This is a genomic window from Paenibacillus etheri (assembly GCF_001012825.1).
Classification (GTDB): Bacteria; Bacillota; Bacilli; order Paenibacillales; family Paenibacillaceae; genus Paenibacillus_AQ; species Paenibacillus_AQ etheri.
In genome coordinates this window covers 136637-154423 of the sequence record NZ_LCZJ02000025.1, presented here as the reverse complement: position 1 = coordinate 154423, position 17787 = coordinate 136637, and the positions used below count along the sequence as shown (strand labels likewise).

At 39.7% G+C, this 17787-nt stretch carries 19 protein-coding genes and 3 pseudogenes; 15 read left to right on the top strand and 7 right to left on the bottom strand.

What is annotated here, in order from left to right; all coding sequences use genetic code 11:
- Positions 1-116: 116 nt before the first annotated feature.
- Positions 117-929 (bottom strand): class I SAM-dependent methyltransferase, encoded by an 813-nt coding sequence (locus UQ64_RS15070; RefSeq protein ID WP_060624269.1) that lies wholly within the window; start codon positions 927-929, stop codon positions 117-119.
- Between the two features lie 274 nt (positions 930-1203).
- Here UQ64_RS15070 and UQ64_RS15065 point away from each other — a divergent pair.
- From UQ64_RS15065 to UQ64_RS15020, 10 genes and pseudogenes are all read left to right on the top strand, one after another.
- A pseudogene (locus UQ64_RS15065) lies at positions 1204-1418 on the top strand (VOC family protein).
- Between the two features lie 57 nt (positions 1419-1475).
- A complete protein-coding gene (locus tag UQ64_RS15060; RefSeq protein ID WP_060624285.1) occupies positions 1476-2042 on the top strand; it encodes a MarR family winged helix-turn-helix transcriptional regulator in 567 nt (188 codons plus the stop codon).
- Between the two features lie 108 nt (positions 2043-2150).
- A complete protein-coding gene (locus tag UQ64_RS15055; RefSeq protein ID WP_156417567.1) occupies positions 2151-2654 on the top strand; it encodes a hypothetical protein in 504 nt (167 codons plus the stop codon).
- 2 nt (positions 2655-2656) lie between these two features.
- Entirely contained in the window at positions 2657-3523 is an 867-nt protein-coding gene (locus UQ64_RS15050) for an SDR family oxidoreductase (protein ID WP_060624268.1), read from the top strand.
- 313 nt (positions 3524-3836) lie between these two features.
- On the top strand, positions 3837-4613 hold the full coding sequence (locus UQ64_RS15045; RefSeq protein ID WP_060624267.1) for a Cof-type HAD-IIB family hydrolase: 777 nt from the start codon (positions 3837-3839) through the stop codon (positions 4611-4613).
- A 92-nt stretch (positions 4614-4705) separates the two neighbouring features.
- The gene (locus UQ64_RS15040; RefSeq protein ID WP_060624266.1) at positions 4706-5776 is read left to right on the top strand and encodes a CHAP domain-containing protein; all 1071 of its coding nucleotides are present in this window, start codon (positions 4706-4708) and stop codon (positions 5774-5776) included.
- A gap of 121 nt (positions 5777-5897) precedes the next feature.
- The gene (locus tag UQ64_RS15035) at positions 5898-6566 is read left to right on the top strand and encodes a carboxypeptidase-like regulatory domain-containing protein (protein WP_060624265.1); all 669 of its coding nucleotides are present in this window, start codon (positions 5898-5900) and stop codon (positions 6564-6566) included.
- 284 nt (positions 6567-6850) lie between these two features.
- Positions 6851-7591 carry a class I SAM-dependent DNA methyltransferase gene (locus tag UQ64_RS15030; RefSeq protein WP_082651146.1) on the top strand — a complete coding sequence of 247 codons (741 nt, stop codon included), beginning with the start codon at positions 6851-6853 and terminating at the stop codon, positions 7589-7591.
- A 143-nt stretch (positions 7592-7734) separates the two neighbouring features.
- Entirely contained in the window at positions 7735-8286 is a 552-nt protein-coding gene (locus UQ64_RS15025) for a GNAT family N-acetyltransferase (protein WP_209445806.1), read from the top strand.
- A 185-nt stretch (positions 8287-8471) separates the two neighbouring features.
- The gene (locus tag UQ64_RS15020) at positions 8472-8984 is read left to right on the top strand and encodes a GNAT family N-acetyltransferase (RefSeq protein ID WP_060624263.1); all 513 of its coding nucleotides are present in this window, start codon (positions 8472-8474) and stop codon (positions 8982-8984) included.
- A gap of 250 nt (positions 8985-9234) precedes the next feature.
- Here UQ64_RS15020 and UQ64_RS32160 read toward each other — a convergent pair whose 3' ends face one another.
- The 3 genes from UQ64_RS32160 to UQ64_RS32150 form a co-directional block, all read right to left on the bottom strand.
- Positions 9235-9456 (bottom strand): hypothetical protein, encoded by a 222-nt coding sequence (locus UQ64_RS32160; RefSeq protein WP_245237991.1) that lies wholly within the window; start codon positions 9454-9456, stop codon positions 9235-9237.
- Between the two features lie 79 nt (positions 9457-9535).
- Positions 9536-9610: a hypothetical protein gene (locus tag UQ64_RS32905; RefSeq protein WP_245237995.1), complete on the bottom strand. Its 75-nt coding sequence runs from the start codon at positions 9608-9610 to the stop codon at positions 9536-9538.
- A 43-nt stretch (positions 9611-9653) separates the two neighbouring features.
- Positions 9654-10109, bottom strand: coding sequence for an IS110 family transposase (locus UQ64_RS32150; RefSeq protein WP_245237989.1), 456 nt, complete (start codon positions 10107-10109; stop codon positions 9654-9656).
- Positions 10110-10233: 124 nt separating this feature from the next.
- On the opposite strand from UQ64_RS32150, the gene UQ64_RS15010 reads away from it, so the two are divergent.
- Positions 10234-10632, top strand: coding sequence for a hypothetical protein (locus UQ64_RS15010; RefSeq protein WP_060624262.1), 399 nt, complete (start codon positions 10234-10236; stop codon positions 10630-10632).
- Between the two features lie 574 nt (positions 10633-11206).
- Here UQ64_RS15010 and UQ64_RS15005 read toward each other — a convergent pair.
- Both UQ64_RS15005 and UQ64_RS15000 read right to left on the bottom strand, forming a co-directional pair.
- A pseudogene (locus UQ64_RS15005) lies at positions 11207-12416 on the bottom strand (IS110 family RNA-guided transposase).
- Between the two features lie 346 nt (positions 12417-12762).
- Positions 12763-13674: a helix-turn-helix transcriptional regulator gene (locus UQ64_RS15000; RefSeq protein WP_060624261.1), complete on the bottom strand. Its 912-nt coding sequence runs from the start codon at positions 13672-13674 to the stop codon at positions 12763-12765.
- A 98-nt stretch (positions 13675-13772) separates the two neighbouring features.
- Here UQ64_RS15000 and UQ64_RS14995 point away from each other — a divergent pair, with 98 nt between their 5' ends.
- From UQ64_RS14995 to UQ64_RS31285, 3 genes are all read left to right on the top strand, one after another.
- Positions 13773-14714: an alpha/beta fold hydrolase gene (locus UQ64_RS14995; protein ID WP_060624260.1), complete on the top strand. Its 942-nt coding sequence runs from the start codon at positions 13773-13775 to the stop codon at positions 14712-14714.
- Positions 14690-15289 carry a YdeI/OmpD-associated family protein gene (locus UQ64_RS14990; RefSeq protein ID WP_245237987.1) on the top strand — a complete coding sequence of 200 codons (600 nt, stop codon included), beginning with the start codon at positions 14690-14692 and terminating at the stop codon, positions 15287-15289. The genes UQ64_RS14995 and UQ64_RS14990 overlap by 25 nt, the downstream gene beginning before the upstream one ends.
- A gap of 216 nt (positions 15290-15505) precedes the next feature.
- Complete coding sequence (locus UQ64_RS31285; RefSeq protein WP_053781983.1) at positions 15506-15694, top strand: alpha/beta fold hydrolase; 189 nt, start codon at positions 15506-15508, stop codon at positions 15692-15694.
- Positions 15695-16237: 543 nt separating this feature from the next.
- Here UQ64_RS31285 and UQ64_RS32145 read toward each other — a convergent pair.
- Positions 16238-16567 (bottom strand): annotated as a pseudogene (locus UQ64_RS32145) (IS110 family transposase); the annotation flags it as partial.
- 469 nt (positions 16568-17036) lie between these two features.
- On the opposite strand from UQ64_RS32145, the gene UQ64_RS30130 reads away from it, so the two are divergent.
- Positions 17037-17753, top strand: coding sequence for a M24 family metallopeptidase (locus UQ64_RS30130; protein ID WP_167348487.1), 717 nt, complete (start codon positions 17037-17039; stop codon positions 17751-17753).
- Positions 17754-17787 lie beyond the last annotated feature (34 nt).

The window sequence follows — 17787 nt, the reverse complement described above, 5'->3', positions numbered from 1 at the left end:
TTAAAAGGGCTGTAGACCCGTTCCAACTCCCATGTTACAGAGGTGCTCTTTTTTGTACAAAGGCCAAATTATTCATTCTACAGGAATTCTAACGGGCATTTATTTTCAACTACTAACTATAGTTTTCTTGCTTTGATTACAAAAGTTACAGGAAGCATCTTAGCTTTTTTTGCAAAATCGTCGTTATCGTCCCGCGATTGCATGATTTCATCTTCAGTTTCCTCAATCATTTGTTCAATGACAAATCCCGCTTTTGAGAGCGCATTCACATAAGTTGATAGTTTACGGTCCGATAATGTTAGCGTACTTTCGTCAAGAGAAACCGAATACCAAGATTCATCGAAATAACATTTTTTAAAAATAAGCATATCATTTTCAGCAACAACACATTTATGTATAGGATGAGACCAACTGAAAATAAATACGCCGTCTTTTTTTAGGTAAGATGCAATTCTGCTAAAAGTACCCTCAAGATCGGTTGTCCAGCCTATGGCATAAATCGAATAAACAAAGTCAAAATAATCCTCAGGTATGCCACATTCTTCTTCCATGGGAGAACAGATTAATTTTGCTGAAAGACCACACGCCGTCAAATATTGTCTTGTCTTTTCGATTTGGTTTTCTGATAGATCCATACCCCATAGTTCAGATGCTTTGCGTTCCCCGTGATATTGCAAAGATTGACCGCTTCCACAGCCTATCTCAAGCACCTTTTTTCCTGAGACATTGCCAAAAAGTTGACATTTTTCTTCTGAGACAAATGCTCCATATAAAGGAAGTGCGGTTGCTCCTAAAACATCATTTCCTTTTGTATCCCAAAATAAGCTGTTTGTTTCATGAATAACATACTTATCCATGTCGACCGAGAAAGCGACGCCAACTTCACCAGCGCCTATAACGTTTGTTCTATAACCAGAATTCTTGTCCATGCCGGTACCATCTCCCAATATAATTAATATGAGTTTAAACGTATATCCCGACTTGCGTGGTATCCCAATAACACATATCGAACACGAACAGGCTTCGCTGTTGATTCCAAAATAATGTACCATTTTTCTATGAATCTATCCACCTAAAATATTCCATACAGTATTCTGTTAAATTAATGGGCAGGATAGTTGGAAAAGGAACTTAAATTTAAATCTCGAATATCTAATGTAAATTGATAGGTGAAAATTTGATGACAGACAGGAGTTAGATACGATGATAAAAGGTTTTGGAGGAATATTTTGGAGAACTAAGAATCTTGAGGGTGTAAAAAAATGGTACAGTGAGGTGTTGAAGATTGAAATAGAAAATTGGAATGGGACTGTGATAAAACCCCAATTAGGAAATGGAAAAAAGAGATTAGCGAATTTGGAAAGTTTATTTGGATTGAAGATCCTGAAGGTAGGCTGGTCGAGCTATGGGAGAAATAATGAGTTGTGTTATAAAAATATGTTGACACAAAAGTAATTAGGGACCATACTATGTTTATGAACAACAATAATAAAAAAATAAATGACATTGAAGCTATTCCCTCGCTTGTACAATCCAAGCGTCAGATTGATCGCTATAACCTAGACATAGACGCACAGGCTATACTCGTCGCGTCTAGGCTAATGGCAGCGGGAGCCAAGCTTGGACATGCCTCGGAGATTCATTTCTCTAGATTCGGTTTATCAACAGGGCGATATCGTTTATTGGCAGATCTTGAAGATAACGAAGGAGAAGAGTTGCCTTCACAATTAGCGGAGCATCTAGGCGTTACACGTGCTACAGTGACTGGTCTTATCGACATTCTTGAACGAGACGGCCTAGTATCTCGTCGAGCAACCTCAGAAGATGGCCGTCAGAGAACGGTCATTTTGACGGAAGAAGGAGCGAAGAAGCTCCGTGAAATGGCTCCTGAGCATTTCGCTCGGCTGGAAGCGATGGTGGGCTTACTCAATATCGATGAGCGAAGCGTATTTCTCGACTTGCTAGACCGAGTTACACAAGGCATCTCAGCACTTACGGGCGAACTAGGCTCGAAACCAAAGGGAAACATCAGTAATGAGTAGAATGGGCTAGTGAAGCTAGCCTATTTTTACTCTTATATAGTTAGGCACCTAATTATATCTCGCTGAACACAATCATTGAACTACTTCAAAGAAGAAAGGAGCAACTAAATGAACCAGATGAAATACTCGAATCAGACAGATGATGTTTATGGCATCAAGGCTGCTGGTTCCAAGAAAAAGACTTTTGTACTGTGGCGTGAAGTTGTAATGGCCTATGCTGCTCCTGCCATCATGGCAGGTATCGGGGGATTGGTTACTGCTGATAGGGGGCTTCTAATAGGAGCATTGACCACAATCGGCGGTGCATCGGCCTTGATGGCCTTGATGATTGGCCTCTTGTTGCGCAGCCGAGTGGGCCATATGCGATGGGTCATCGGTGCACCTCACTTGGTTGTTGTAGGGGGGTTCGCATTGGTCGGGTCCTCGTTGGGTCTATACGCCGCATGGGTGACATCTGTGTTACTAGAATTTATGATTCCGGGTAATCACTTGGCCTGGGTCGATCGTGTCTGGATTGATTTCCCGTTGTCTGGATTCATAGCAAGCACGATAGTGACATGGCGTTGGCGTCTTGTCGTCACAACTAATTTTTCATCTAAAAGGAGAAGATAAAAATGATAGTTATTATGGGAGCAACAGGTACGATAGGTAGTGCGCTTTTGGAACGTCTGGTTGATCTTGGTATACCTGTGAGGGCGCTGAGCAGAGAGCCAGAGAAGTTGCGTGATCAGATCGGAGAAAAAGGCAGATCGACTATCGAGGTCGCTTTTGTGGATGCTTCTGACCCCACATCGCTGCACCGCGCGTTTACAGATGCTAGCCAGCTCTTCCTTGCCATGTCCAACAGTCCAAGACAAATCGAATTGGAAACTTCAATCATTCAGATTGCCGCCGAATCTGGAATCAAACACATCGTAAAAATATCCAGCCCTGCCTTTGAGCAGAGCTCTCCAGTAGCAGTGGCGGGCTGGCATCAAGAAATTGAGAAAACGCTGAGGGAATCGGGTCTCACCCACACCGTGTTGCGTCCTTATGCATTCATGCAAAACTTAATGCGCCTAGCACCAACGATCACTACCCAAAATATTTTCTTCGGCTCCATGGGTGATTCACCATGTAACTTCATTGACTGTCGCGATATTGCAGACGTTGCCGCAGAAGTTCTGACTAACCGCGAGGTATCCGGTCAAATATATACGCTTACTGGTTCGGAGATTTTCAGTTATCCCCAGATCGCGAATCAACTATCCGCCCTGCTTAATCGGCCGATAAGTTATATCAACATGGAACCCCAAGTACTACTCCGTAATCTTATCGAACACGGGCATATGCCTCCTTGGCTCGCGAACCACGTTGTGGAGATTCAAACTATGTCTACGGTTGTGCCAGAAAGTCCAAATGACACTGTGAAGCGCTTGCTCGGCAGAGAGCCACGTACACTAGACGCCTTCCTCCATGAGTATGTAGAAAATTTTAGGTAGAGGCGGAGTCCACCTATTTTGAAATTTGTGTCAGAACTATATTGGAATAGCGGTTGCTTCGGCAGCCGTTTTTTATTTGTTCAACTACCATGAAAGAACGGGTCAACTTTCATGCTCTGTGGTGCATTGCAGAGGATGCATGAATGGCTAACGGGGAACGTTAATGGAAAAGTGTTTACTTCAGCAGTTTTTTTGTTTTACTGCTAGGGCAAAAAAGCTCGGATAGTTAAACTAGACGTGGAATTATACTAGGGCGTAACGTATTGTGTATAGTAAAATAAGTGTTTTATTAAATAGGGGGAATTCGTGCAGAATGTACGAAATAGTATTTTTTGATGTTGATGGTACGTTATACAGTGAAGTGGATAGAGTAATTCCTAATAGTACAAAAGTGGCGATTAAGAGACTTCATGAAGAAGGCATTAAGGTCGTAGTTGCAACAGGGAGACCGCATAGTTTATGTGAAGAACTAGTTGCACTAGGTATTGATACATTAATCTCATCTAATGGGGCTCTTGTGAAAAACCATAGCGAAGTTATTTATAAGTCTGTAATATCTCAAAAGACTGCTCATGAACTGTCGAGTTTTGCTGAGTTACATGGACACGGTATTTCCTATTTTACAGATTCGATTTCAATGAACGGTATTGGAGTAGAAGAAAAACGTGTTAGAAGTGCTCTAGCAGAGACCCTTGGTCTTATCGATTATCCAAGCAAATTAAACACACTTCCAGAGGAGATTTACTGTATATGTTTGTATGCTGATGAGAGTGAAGCTGAAAAATTTATTGGCAACTTTCCGCAACTTCAGTTTGTACGTTTCCATGATTATGTAATGAATGTTCTTGAAACTCACATTGTATCTAAATCGCAAGCTATCAAAAGAGTGCTGGATTATTACAAAATTGACGTTTGCAACTCAATTGCATTTGGAGATGGTGGAAACGATTTGGATATGTTAGAGTTTGTTGGTTTGGGGATTGCTATGGGAAATGGTGATGAAAAGCTTAAGCGAAAAGCAGATTTCGTTACCAAAAAAGCAAGCAAAGATGGTGTACACTATGCTTTGACCCAGTTCGGAATAATATAATTCAACTATCCATAACGGGGAACGAGAGCTTTATGAGAACAGAGAGTCTACGGGCATAAGCCTGTGTTAGTTTGGGGAGGGGGAAATTAATTATGATATGTGAGAAGAAATCTAAGCGACTTGAAATTGTTCGATCCCTTGTTTATGAAATGCAGAGTAACTTCAAGAATCAGAGAGCTTGGGCTCAGCTTTCTGGGGTTTCGACCTTCGCTTCGATGCTCGCTATGAGAAGAGGACAAGATTCGGAAATCGCTGCGATCGCGGGGGTGCTTCACGATTTTTACTTCTATAAAACTGGAATTAATACCTTTCCTGGCCACAACAGTGCAGACGCGGTAAGACCTATAATACGTAGCACTCAAGTTTTTACCGACGAAGAGATGTCAGTCATTCTTAGATCAATCTTTTATCAAGAAGATAGACATCGAGTTCATGGACCAGATGAGGAAGTTATTAAAGATGCTATTTTATTGCAGACGTACTTTCAAAAGACAGGTAACAATTTTCTTAAGACAGATATACATAGACTACAAAATGTATTTATTGAATTAGGGATTCCGGAGGAAAATGTAGATATGGAATCTAACGTCGATGCGGAAGCATTAAATAGAAAATCTAAAGACAGACGACTTATGCTGGCTGATTTTGCGGAAAAGCTTGCAGGGCAAAATATTATCGGAGTACCTGAAAATGAACGTTATCGTGAAATTTGCAAGTATTGGCCGGACTCTGAGATCTATAAAGTGCTAGAAGGTAATTGGTGTGCTGCATTTGTATACTACTGCTGTATGCAGGTTGGAATACTTCTTCCAATTCGATATCCTAACCGCATGTATCGGCTAGCTGGGGTTGGTGCGTGGTTGGATTGGGCTCAGCTGCCCGAAACTAGATTTTTCTATGACGCCAAACAAGAAGAATTCAATCCGTCACGTGGTGATATTGTTATTTTCGAGAAGCTTCTCTCCGATAATTCTCACGATCATATCGGAATTGTTTTAGCTTGTGAAGACAATAAAATTTTGATTGCTGAAGGTAATATAGACAATAAAAACTGCTCTAGTGTCTTATTTAGGGATAGAGATCATTGTATACTCGGATATGTCCGAATAGACAACGGCTACCATTATCAATTCAATGGAGAATATATACCCTTTGGTTGTTAATTTCGAGCAGTTATTACATAACGGAACACGATAGCGGAATAGCGGTTGATGTAGCATTGTTCGTAAATAACGCGTTGTCTGAAATCAAACTAAATAAAATACATACATTGAGGTGATTACCATGGAGACAAAAATTAAAGTATTTGGTAGAATCACAAACTTCGAAGAAGAACCTCTTAAAGGAGCAATAATAAGACTATTAAATGATCAATTTGAAGACATTTATAATACGTTTACGGATGAAGAAGGAAATTATGAGTTGTTTGTTCAGAAGGGACTTTATTATGCATTTTATGCGTGTAAGGATTACAACATAAACTACTTGGAGTATTGGGCATGGAATTTACCTTTATTTAATGATATTGAATTGAATGCAAAAATTGATGGATTAGAAGTTTATACTTTAACAGCTTTTCGTATAAAACAAGGTTTCCCCCAATTAATGTTATATTTCAGGCCGATGAGTCTAAAAAGAGCTAAGACATTAAATCAAACCGCTGATTTATTGAAGGACTCTGAAATTATTGATATTAGCCCCGATCTATCAAAGGATGACATCAAAGTCACTATAAATAATGAAGCATCTGAAATTTATGAGATTAACAAAGTATTAGAGTATGGAGGTAATAATCAACGGATATATTCATATTTAATCCACGTAAGCACAAACAAGGTTTTATATACCTACGATTATAATCGGATTGATATCAAGTTATTCGATAAGGAGACAATGGAACAAGGGGAAGGAACACTTTTTTGGAAAGAAGATAGAACGATAGTATCGCAATGAAGTAAGTTAGACTTCAAGTTAACAATTTCCATCAGCATTTCGACGAGAGAGCGAAGTGATTATCGATTTAAAGAGTAGTTGTGTAAGGTTCGATAAAAATTGATTATAACTATGTATTACCAAACGAGTTTTCAAAAAAAAAGTAAAATAATATTGTTAAGCGCGATAGCTGTCGATAGGATTTCAATTCAGTTATCCTTTCTGCGTCTATAAAAGCACATGTTTTTCCTTGTATGAATTATTTTTTCTCCAATGCAACGTTGAAATGAAAGGGGGGAATGGCGTTGACTAAACATAACAATCTTGAAGAATATCAAGATCCGGTAAATTACGATCTTGAATTTGACGGTGAAATGGATAAATATCAGTTCTATCTTGAGCTTGCTAGATCGAGTCCTGGGGAAGTGTTAGAACTTGCTTGCGGTACAGGTTTAACGACGATACCACTGTCGAAAGCCGGCATAACGATGACCGGTGTAGATATCTCTTCAGCGATGCTCGCATATGCGCGGTTGAAGGCGGAAGGGTTAACTGTTACTTTTATGGAAGGTGATGCCCGTACCTTCGAATCGGACAAGCGATTTTCGATGATTTATTTAACTGGCAATGCATTTCAGGCATTCTTAAGTGATCAAGATCAAATCGATTTGCTTACTACCGTTCACAAACATTTACAACCCCATGGGATTTTTGCATTCGAGACCCGTAATCCTGAGGGAACGGATTTATCCGATCAAGAGGAGACAGAATGGGGATCATTTATTGATAAGGATGGGATTAACGTCAAGGTATCAGGCACACAATGTTACGATGCTAGCCAGCATATCATGCATTGGGTCACGATGCGTGATTGGGGGGATAAGCGAACGACTACCCGAATTGCTTGTCGGTTCACGGATCAGGCTACGCTGCATTCTTTATTAACCCGTCACGGCTTTCGCGTCGAACATCAATATGCTGACTGGGATAAAACTCCGTTCTCTCCGTCATCTTCATCTATCATTAGCGTTTGTAGGAAATGTTAGGAGAGACGTAATGCATTGCAATAGAAAAAATCTCCTCAGGTCGAGGGGGTTTTTGGTGATCCTAAGTTTTAGCATATTTTTCGCAATAATAATTCAACTCCGAAAATGACAAGAACATAAATACTTGACCGATCACCGCATAGGTGAGAATTGAGCTTTACATTCAGGAGAGATTGGGAAAGTATGAAGAAGATAGTTATCAAAAAGACAGGATGAGATATGTGAATGTTTATATTGAAGAAGTGCTATTAAATGAGGAACACATCTTGCGAAATATGTTCGAGTTCTATGATTATGAGTTTAGTCAATATTTGAATTTCGAAGTTGATAAAGAGGGTTTGTTTAGGAGAGCTCCAGTCACTGAATATTTATCTAAAGATGAATATAAGTCTTTCTTTATTAAGTCAACTGGGACATTGTTAGGCTTTGTTATTGTGAAAACGACAAATAGTAAACTGTCGTTTGAAATTGAACAGTTTTTCATTCTTAAGAAATATAATGGAAAAGGTATAGGTAAACAAGCTGCAATTCAGATTTTTGATCGATTTAAGGGGAATTGGAAAGTAACGCAAGTTGAAAGCAACTATCCAGCTCAGGAATTTTGGAGGAACGTAATAAGAAGTTATTCAAACAATTCATATCGTGAGTCTAATGATGACAAGCGTAGATCTATTCAAGAATTCAATAATGCATAATTAAGTGAGGCTAATAATTAGGCTGGGTGTTAGAAGAAAATAAACTATAGTATTAGACCGGGAACGGCATTAAGCTAATGGCCAGTATAGATGAAGAAGGACCGTTTATTTTAGAGGGTATTTAACATCTATTATCGAAATAAATATTAATGGATTAATAATTTTGATGGGGGGAAAAGTGAAGAATGTATATAAAAACCGATAGATTATTGATACGCAAATTTGAAGTTATAGATTGGCAAGCTGTACATGAGTATACATCAGAGATTAACGTTATGAAATATTTACCTGAAGGGGTTTTTTCTGAAGAAAATACTAAGGAGTTTATAAATAAAAACATAGGTGATAACGCTGGAAATTTCCCTGTTGTATTAATGGAAGAAAATCTTCTCATTGGTCACATTGTTTTTTATAAGTATTTTGGTGATCATACTTATGAGATCGGTTGGGTGTTTAATCCTAAGTATCACAAAAAAGGGTATGCTTCTGAAGCAGCACAAGCTATATTGAAATATGGTTTTGAGAAAATGAAATTACATAGGATTATAGCTACATGTCAGCCTCAGAATATTCCATCATACCGAGTAATGGATAAAATTGGAATGAGGAGAGAAGGCTATTTTAAGAAATGTATACCAAATGGTGATGAATGGTGGGATGAATACTATTACGCTATTTTGGAAGAAGAGTGGAAATGAGCTATGTGATGTTACTAAGCAGATGATAATCTTTATTTAGATGATGATCAAAATGAATTATGCTGATGTTACATTATATGTAAGCACCGTCCCTTGCCAGTTTTGGCAGGGCAGTTTATGTTCGAGATTAAGCTCCCATGAAAATTAAATCTACAGTTATTGTAAAAAAGGCAAAGTAAATAGGACGCAGTCCATTCATTTTTTTGAAGATCACAGCATCCGAAATAAGGAGTATTGGTATATTAATGAATTAAGAGACTTCTGCAATAGTTACAGAATAACCTAAGTTTCCTAGTCGTCGAACTGCGTATTTCACAATAGATTGTTGCTTCAGTTTGTCAAAGTAATCTTCGCCTAGGTCCACATACATTTCTTCGCGTGTTAACAGATAGTAGGCTATTCTCAACATAGCATGCGCAACAGAGACCGCTGCTCGTCTCCTTCCTTTTCGCGATGCTGTTCGTCTATACATGGCACCGAGATAGTTCGTTGAAGCTGCAACAGAATGGGCTGCTTCAACTAAGGCGGACTTCAGATACTTGTTTCCATTTTTACTTTAGAAGATTTTCACTGGGAAACTGCTTCTTAATATTGGTCCCAATTTCGGCTAAGATTTGTTCTGCCATTCGAGTAGCTATTCCAGGAATTGAATCTAAACGTTCGACATCGTCATGAAATGGAGTTACCCTCGTAGCGATGATCTAGAATCACGATCTGTTCACTTAAAAAATCAATGTGCGTTAAAATAGTCTTAATCATCAAGCGTTGGTGAGGATTTACATAGCCGTGTAGAGCCAGTTCAAGTTCATCCTTTTTTCGCTTCATTGTGCGTCTACCGAAGTTCGCAAGTTCAGGATCATCTTCACCATCATCAATGGCGCGAAGCATATCACGAGAGGAGACACCCATAATATCAGAGACAACAGAGCTGAGTTTAATATTGGCTCCTTCTAACGCTTTTTGAATTCGGTTATGTTGTCTAGCCCGTTCTTTAATGATACTACGACGATATCGAACAAGTTCTCGAAGCTCCCGTTGATTTCGATCTGGAATGAAACTTGCTTTAAGTAGCCCATGACGAAGAAGTTTTGCAATCCATTCTGAGTCCTTGACATCTGACAGCACAAATAGAGGCACTCGTTACGGAACTACCTCTACGGAAACAGGAATGTACAGACATGTAATTTTAAAAAAGTAACTATCTAAATGCGGAATAGTTACAAATAAATTTAATAAGGAGTGCTTGATCGTGAATCTTAAGTCCGTTTTCAAAGGAGTAGTATCATCTGCTCTGGTAGTTTGTCTAATTGCTGGAACTAGTATTATACCTGCTTTTGCGGAGTCGACTGAAAGTTCGTCGAAAGATTATGCAGCTAAAAGTGGCAGTTATTCAGGAACTGAATTTCAGGCTACATACCCATTAAAAAAGAGTAATGGGGTAAAAGTAAACTTCTGGATTAAAAATACTGGGAATGTAAGCGTAAGAATCACAATTAATGGAGATCAGAAAGGAACTCTCGCACCAGGTAAGAGTGGCCACATTAGTGCTCCAGTTGGTTCCTTAAGTAGCGAATATAAATTTAAAGCTGTACCAACGCCTAATGGTGGTAAAATTAGTATAGACTATCGTATTGCTCAAAGAGATTAAATTTGATGATTTGTTAATGGTGTTAAGATAGCATTTAACTTTTGGCTGTTATCGGATCCAGCCTTATTAAGCTCCCATGAAAATTAAAATAGCTCAAAACTAGTAAAAGAACATAAGAAAGAAGACCCAGAAAAACACTTTTTTAAAAAAGGCTGAGCCTTATGTGTAATTAAATAAAGTTAGGCAGACAGAAAAACAACAAACTTCGTTCTACAATCACCAAAGACTAGGCTGGTGCAAAAACCAGAGTAGGATTAATCTCCCATGAGTGCTTCCCGAAAGGGAGCGACAATCTTTGATGCACCGGGGTCGTTGAAGTCAGACTAACGGATGGGCTCTAAGGCACCATAGCTCATCGACCTTCTTCGCCAGCCGTTGTAGCAGTATTGACTAATTTTACCCATTTTCATCATCTGTGGTGCGGCGCTTGCGCTGCATGTATGGCTATACCAGCTAATAGCTTGTCAAGATTACCAGTAAAGTAAAGCCCAATCATATGTTATATTTAAAAGTAGGTAAGCCAAATAACCCCCCAATTGTATTGTATTTGGAAGGTTATACCATTGGTTTCATATTAAGCAATCCAGAATGTTTTTTTGTTTTTCATGATGGCATATAGCCAATGCACCAATTTATTGGCACATGCGACTAGAGCCACTTTATGTGGTTTTCCTTTGGCTCTCTTACGATTGTAGAATTCTTTGATTCGTATATTACGAGCGCGAATTAATCCGCATTGGATAGCCAAAACCAGCGCGTAACGCAACTGCCTGGAACCACGTTTCGTGATTCGATTTCGAGTTGCTGTAAACTTACCTGAAGCAAAGACACTTGGATCAATGCCTGCAAAGGCGACTAGCTTTTTAGGATGATCAAATCGGTCGACTTCTCCAATTTCAGATAAAATTGTTGCCGCAATTTTATGCCCAATACCAGAAATCGACTGAATTAATTCATATTCTTCAATGTCTTCAGCCAGAGCATCTATGTTCTGTTCCAATCCAGTAAGATGCTCTTGGTACTGAAGAATGAGGGTAATAAGGACTTTCAAATTGATTAAGTGGCTTGCATACATGGTTTGCTGAAATGGGTTTTGTTTTGCCGCAACTAGCAGCCGTTGCACCCGTTGGTTAATCCAGTCCTCTGAACGCCCCCGTTTTGAAGAAAGCAGTTCTTTCATCTTAGATTTGAGTGTGTTTTCATCCGTCTGTAATACTGAATATGAGGTTGGGAATTCACTTAAAAACTGTAATGAAATACCGGAATACATAGCTCCAAAGACACCTTTGTAAGCAGGGAAAACCTGATCTAAAACAGCTTGGAATTGTAGTTTAGTCTGTACACACATCTTTGAAAGAGACTCATATTGTCTTGTAAGATAGCGCAGATTGAGAAGTTGCACACCTCTTTTCTTAAACGGTTCAAATTCTTCTTTGTAGTACAGCTCTCCCAATAGGTAAGCGTCAGCAGCATCCGTCTTTACTTTACGAAGTTGAGACTTCCTAAGCCGATTTGAGATGAGCGGATTAATAACAATATAAATATAATGATGTTCCTCTAGGAACTGAACAACGGGACTTTGATAATGACCGGTTGCTTCTAGAATAAGCAAAGGACGTTGTTGAGATGCAAATTCAACTTCTGTTAAAACTTGAAGGAAATTTGCTAAACCATCTCGAGTATGCTCGAAGTGGAATATCCCTTGGAATGGCTTTCCGCGCTCTAGAAAGGCTTGTCCATGGGCTTTCTTCTTTAGAAATATCTAGACCGATAACTGGATTCATTTCATCTCCCCTTGTAAGTGTAGATTCACCGGCATCCCCTAAGGTTGATCTTCTTGTCGCTCCATAGCATCGCTTGTTATACGGGATCTTACGTCCCAACCAGCCTCAATCATGGTCATGACAAGTAGGGGTGAACATTATAGCTCTCGGGATCAAGTCCCACGGGCAGGTACGTTCGACCAGGCTACTTTAATCCTCTATGCAAATGAAAAAAGGATCAACCAGAAAGAACTGGTTGATCTCATAATACGAACGGGCAGGAGAGTTGAAGATCAAACGCGGGGAACCTTACCATAAGTGACGGCGAAAAGTTGAGTTGAAGGTTGAAGCTTTAATGCTAAATCTATCAGGAATAGTTCTCCATCATTTGATATAAATAATTTCGAAAGTCTTCAACATAGGTTTTGGGCTCTACAACTTTTAGATGAGTGCCGAAGCTTGCTAAAAGTTGAAATCCCATACGATTTTGTGGGACATAAATGGTTGCTAATAAAAATCCAGAACTATGCTCTTCAATACTTCTTCGACCATACCTTTCGATGATTTGATCTTTTATGCTAGGCGATATCCATGCCTTAATCGTGACGAATTCAGGTAGATAATTTGCTTCCTGTACTTGCTCTGACCAATCGTCTCTAGGATGAAACGCGCGTTCATCCATAGTAATATGATCGATCCGAGATAACTTGAAAGTTCGATATCCCTGTCGATGTAAACAGAATCCTTTCAAGTACCAACTTGATTCGCTAAAATGCAGCTCATAGGGCTCGATCATTCTATTCGTTACAGCCCCGTCTTTATCTGTATAATCAAACGAAACCAGCCTTTTCTTTAAAATGGATGTTTGACATGTCTTTAAGGTTTCAAGAATCTCGGACCGACCTTCCCATTCATAAAACGACAGTTGAATGGAACGATTCAAAGACAAAGGACTAACCATTGCCTCTATTTTTTTTATCGTTCTTTCAACTTCTTCAGTAAGGAGGATTTGTTCAAATCCGCCGAGCGCAGCTAATATATTCTGTAAATCGGAGCTGCTTAAAAGGCGTTTATCCACCTTGTATTCATCCATTATGCCGTACCCGCCTTTGACCCCATTGATAGAGTAGATCGGGATGTTCGATAAGCTCAGTGTTTCCATATCGCGAAGGATCGTTCTTTTGGAAACATTGAATAGTTGTGAGAATTCCTTTGTAGATATAATCTCTTTTCTCAGCAATATCATGATAATCGAAATGAGTCTCTCCACTTTGTCCATAATTGCCCTCTTTTTTTCTACATGATTTCAAAATGGTGACACTAAGATGTCACCTTTTGTCCATTATACTACATGTATCACAAGAAGGAGGAATTGCAATGTTTAATCCAACCGATTTTCCCAAGCCCACCCTTATTTCAGTCAACGGTGTGGAACTCGAAGTCTTTGAAGCAGGCCGACAAAATTTAGGAAAACCTATTGTACTCTGTCATGGCTGGCCAGAGCATGCCTTTTCTTGGCGCCATCAGGTGCCCGCCCTTGTCGCAGCGGGCTACCATGTCATCGTCCCAAACCAGCGGGGTTATGGCAACTCATCCCGTCCGAGCGTAGTAACAGACTATGACATTGAACACTTGTCGGGTGATCTCATCGCACTTCTCGATCACTACGAATACGAAGAAGCCACCTTTGTCGGTCATGATTGGGGTGCAATGATCGTTTGGTGGCTGACCTTATTGCATCCAAACCGTGTAAATAAAGTGATAAATCTGAGCATGCCTTACCAAGAGCGCGGAGAAAGACCCTGGATCGAGTTCATGGAAGAAATACTTGGCGGCGACTACTATTTTGTCCACTTCAATCGACAGCCGGGTATCGCAGACGCCGTATTAGAAGAAAATACATTCCAGTTCCTTCGCAACATTTACCGGAAGAACAAGCCACCCAGAGCGCCTCAGCCAGGTATGGCGATGATTAATCTTGCCAGAGCAGAAACACCACTCGGCGAACCCATAATGAGCGACAGCGAACTGGCCGTTTTCGTCTCCGCCTTCAAATCATCAGGCTTCACGGCAAGTATAAATTGGTACAGGAACCTTGACCGCAACTGGCGCTTATTGGCGGACGTGAACCCAATCATCCAACAGCCTGCACTTATGATCTATGGCGACCGGGATGTGATCCCGAAGTTTGAAAAACTAACGAAGTTCGTGCCCAATGTGGAAGTGGTCAATCTGAATTGCGGTCATTGGATCCAGGAAGAAAAGCCGGAAGAAACAAACCAAGCGATTTTAAAATGGCTGGAACAATGGGAGATGTAGTTTTTTTCAACAACCAAGAAGAGTTTAACGATTGGTTAGAAGAACATCATGCTGAAGCTAGTGAAATTTGGGTGGGCTATTTTGGGATAAGTACAGGGCGTGCAAGCCTTACTTGGTCTGCATCAGTAGATGCCGCTCTTTGTTTTGGGTGGATTGACGGTATACGAAAAACCATTGATAAACAAAGCTATAAGATTCGCTTTACTCCGCGCAAAGTAAATAGTGTATGGAGTGCTGTGAACGTAAAGAAGGTAAAAGCACTAATACAGCTTGGAAAGATGAGACCAGAAGGAATGCACGTCTTTAACAACAGAACCGATGCACAAGGCTATTCCTCTGAACAAAGAAACGTGGAACTTGCCAAAGAATATGAAGAACAAATCAAGGCAAATCAAACCGCCTGGCTATTCTTCACTAATTTATCACCATCCTATAAAAGAGATTCTATCTGGTGGGTAATGAGCGCCAAGAAAGAAGAAACACGATTAAGAAGGCTTGGAATATTGATCGCTTCATCTGAAGAAGGGCTAAAATTTCAACATTGCAAAAAAATATTACAGAATAAGGAAATATAAATAACAAAAGAATCGTTAAAAGGATTTTTGGTACTGCATAAATCTGGGTCTATTGTTTCCCTGATCTTTAGGAGAGAGGAGCTCCTGTATTTCTCAATCATTTAGGGTTTAATTCTCATCAAAAGTCAGAACGTTTTAAATGCGAGGCATAAATCAAATCGCTAAATGAAGAAGGGATGAAACAGCTCATCCAAAATCGCAACCCCCTTCATTTTTATGGTACAGCCGACCCTCATGATCTATGGTGACCGGGATACGGTCCAGAGGTCTGAAAACCTGACAAAGTTCGTGCCTAATGCGGAAGTGGTCAATCTGGATTGCGGTCATTGGATCCAGCAAGAAAAGCCGGAAGAAACAAACCAAGCGATTTTGAGATGGCTGGAAGAGCAGAATGATGCTGAATAGAGTCGCTTAGCAAGCAAAACTTAGAAAAACAATAAGGACACCCAAACAGGCAATGTCATTAAGTTAAGCTCAAAGGTAAGAACGGGAATAAAAATGGAATTCAAAACGGCATGGGAAAGCCCCGTGCCGTTTGTTTTTTACTTCACGCAAGGAAAAGGCGTGTAACTAACAAAGCAGAAATACTGCAATAATTGAACAGGCGGAGAGAAAAGCATCGCTCTATGTTTCTGTTCCAATCCAGTAAGATGCTCTTGGTACTGAAGAATGAGGGTAATAAGGACTTTCAAATTGATTAAGTGGCTTGCATACATGGTTTGCTGAAATAGGTTTTGTTTTGCCGCATCTAGCAGCCGTTGCACCCGTTGGTTAATCCAGTCCTCTGAACGCCCCGTTTTGAAGAAAGCAGTTCTTTCATCTTAGATTTGAGTGTGTTTTTATCCGTCTGCAATACTGAATAGGAGGTTGGAAATTCACTTAAAAACCGTAATGAAATACCGGAATACATAGCTCCAAAGACACCTTTGTATGCAGGGAAAACCTGATCTAAAACAGCTTGGAATTGTAGTTTAGTCTGTACACACATCTTTGAAAGAGATTCATATTGTCTTTTAAGATAGCGCAGATTGAGAAGTTGCACACCTCATTTTTATAAGGTTCAAACTCTTCTTTGTAGTACAGCTCTCCCAATAGGTAAGCGTCAGCAGCATCCGTCTTTACTTTACGAAGTTGTGACTTCCTAAGCCGATTTGAGATGAGCGGATTAATAACAATATAAATATATTGATGTTCCTCTAGGAACTGAACAATGGGACTTTGATAATGACCGGTTGCTTCTAGAATAAGCAAAGGGCGTTGTTTAGATGCAAATTCAACTTCTGATAAAACTTGAAGTAGATTTGCTAAACCATCTCGAGTGTGCTCGAAGTGGAATGTCCCTTGGAATGGCTTTCCGCGCTCTTATGGCTTTCTTCTTTAGAAATATCTAGACCGATAACTGGATTCATTTTATCTCTCCCTATAAGTTTAGATTCACCGGCATCCCCTAAGGTTCTTCTTGTCGCTCCATAGCATCGCTTGTTATACGGGATCTTACGTCCCAACCAGCCTCAATCATGGTCATGACAAGTAGGGGTGAACATTATAGCTCTCGGGATCAAGTCCCACGGGCAGGTACGTTCGACCAGGCTACCTTAATCCTCTATGCAAATTAAAAAAGGATCAACCAGAAAGGACTGGTTGATCTCATAATACGAACGGGCAGGATAGTTAAACAAAAGGAAGAATTTATAATAACGACTCATTTGGATTTTTCTCAGAAACAAGCTAAAGGGTGGGCTATTTTGTGGAGCATTTGTCGCATTATCTTTACGTTCAATCTATCGCCAAATCAACAATAAGCGAGTTAAAGGATGTAATTAAAGAAGGCATCTCTGAACGTGAAATCGTTTATAAAGCCGAAGACATCATGAGAGATAGAGGTGTAAATAATTTTTGGTATCATGGTATAGGGGCTTTTGTTCATGTTGGGAAGAGAACAAAAATTTCCGAATCAGGTAAGGACTATAATCCATCGGAAACATTAGTAGGCAAGAATGATATTGTGACCGTAGACCTTAGCCCAGAATTTAACACCTATTGGGGAGACTATGCCCGAACGTTTTTAGTTATTGATGGAAATGTGATTGACGAAGAAACACTTCAAAACACCAACACTCAGTCTGCTTTAGAATTTTCGCATGGAATTAAATCAGAAAAGCAACTTCATAGCGTGTTTATAGATTATGTAAAACCAGACATGACTTTTGAAGAAGTTTACTTATACATGAATGGGGTTATAAAACAACTCGATTACATTAATCTTGATTTTTCTGGTAATTTGGGACACACAATAGAATTTAATAAAGATAACCGGAAATATTTTGAGTTGGGAAATAAGATGCAGCTGAGTGAAGCATCTTTCTTTACTTTTGAGCCACATATTAAGCACACGAATGGAGAGTATGGCTTTAAAAGGGAGGATATTTATTATTTCCGTAACGGAGAATTATTTGTTTTATAAAGTTTAGATTGAACTACCGGGTAACGTTAATGGA

Bases quoted from the DNA above. Each gene is read 5' to 3' on its own strand.
- UQ64_RS15055 (WP_156417567.1), top strand. From the start codon at position 2,151: ATGAACCAGATGAAATACTCGAATCAGACAGATGATGTTTATGGCATC.
- UQ64_RS15035 (WP_060624265.1), top strand. From the start codon at position 5,898: ATGGAGACAAAAATTAAAGTATTTGGTAGAATCACAAACTTCGAAGAA.
- UQ64_RS14995 (WP_060624260.1), top strand. From the start codon at position 13,773: ATGTTTAATCCAACCGATTTTCCCAAGCCCACCCTTATTTCAGTCAAC.
- UQ64_RS15000 (WP_060624261.1), bottom strand. From the start codon at position 13,674: ATGGACAAAGTGGAGAGACTCATTTCGATTATCATGATATTGCTGAGA.
- UQ64_RS31285 (WP_053781983.1), top strand. From the start codon at position 15,506: ATGGTACAGCCGACCCTCATGATCTATGGTGACCGGGATACGGTCCAG.
- UQ64_RS15040 (WP_060624266.1), top strand. From the start codon at position 4,706: ATGATATGTGAGAAGAAATCTAAGCGACTTGAAATTGTTCGATCCCTT.
- UQ64_RS15070 (WP_060624269.1), bottom strand. From the start codon at position 929: ATGGACAAGAATTCTGGTTATAGAACAAACGTTATAGGCGCTGGTGAA.
- UQ64_RS32160 (WP_245237991.1), bottom strand. From the start codon at position 9,456: ATGTATAGACGAACAGCATCGCGAAAAGGAAGGAGACGAGCAGCGGTC.
- UQ64_RS15050 (WP_060624268.1), top strand. From the start codon at position 2,657: ATGATAGTTATTATGGGAGCAACAGGTACGATAGGTAGTGCGCTTTTG.
- UQ64_RS15020 (WP_060624263.1), top strand. From the start codon at position 8,472: ATGTATATAAAAACCGATAGATTATTGATACGCAAATTTGAAGTTATA.
- UQ64_RS15060 (WP_060624285.1), top strand. From the start codon at position 1,476: ATGAACAACAATAATAAAAAAATAAATGACATTGAAGCTATTCCCTCG.
- UQ64_RS14990 (WP_245237987.1), top strand. From the start codon at position 14,690: ATGGCTGGAACAATGGGAGATGTAGTTTTTTTCAACAACCAAGAAGAG.
- UQ64_RS15045 (WP_060624267.1), top strand. From the start codon at position 3,837: ATGTACGAAATAGTATTTTTTGATGTTGATGGTACGTTATACAGTGAA.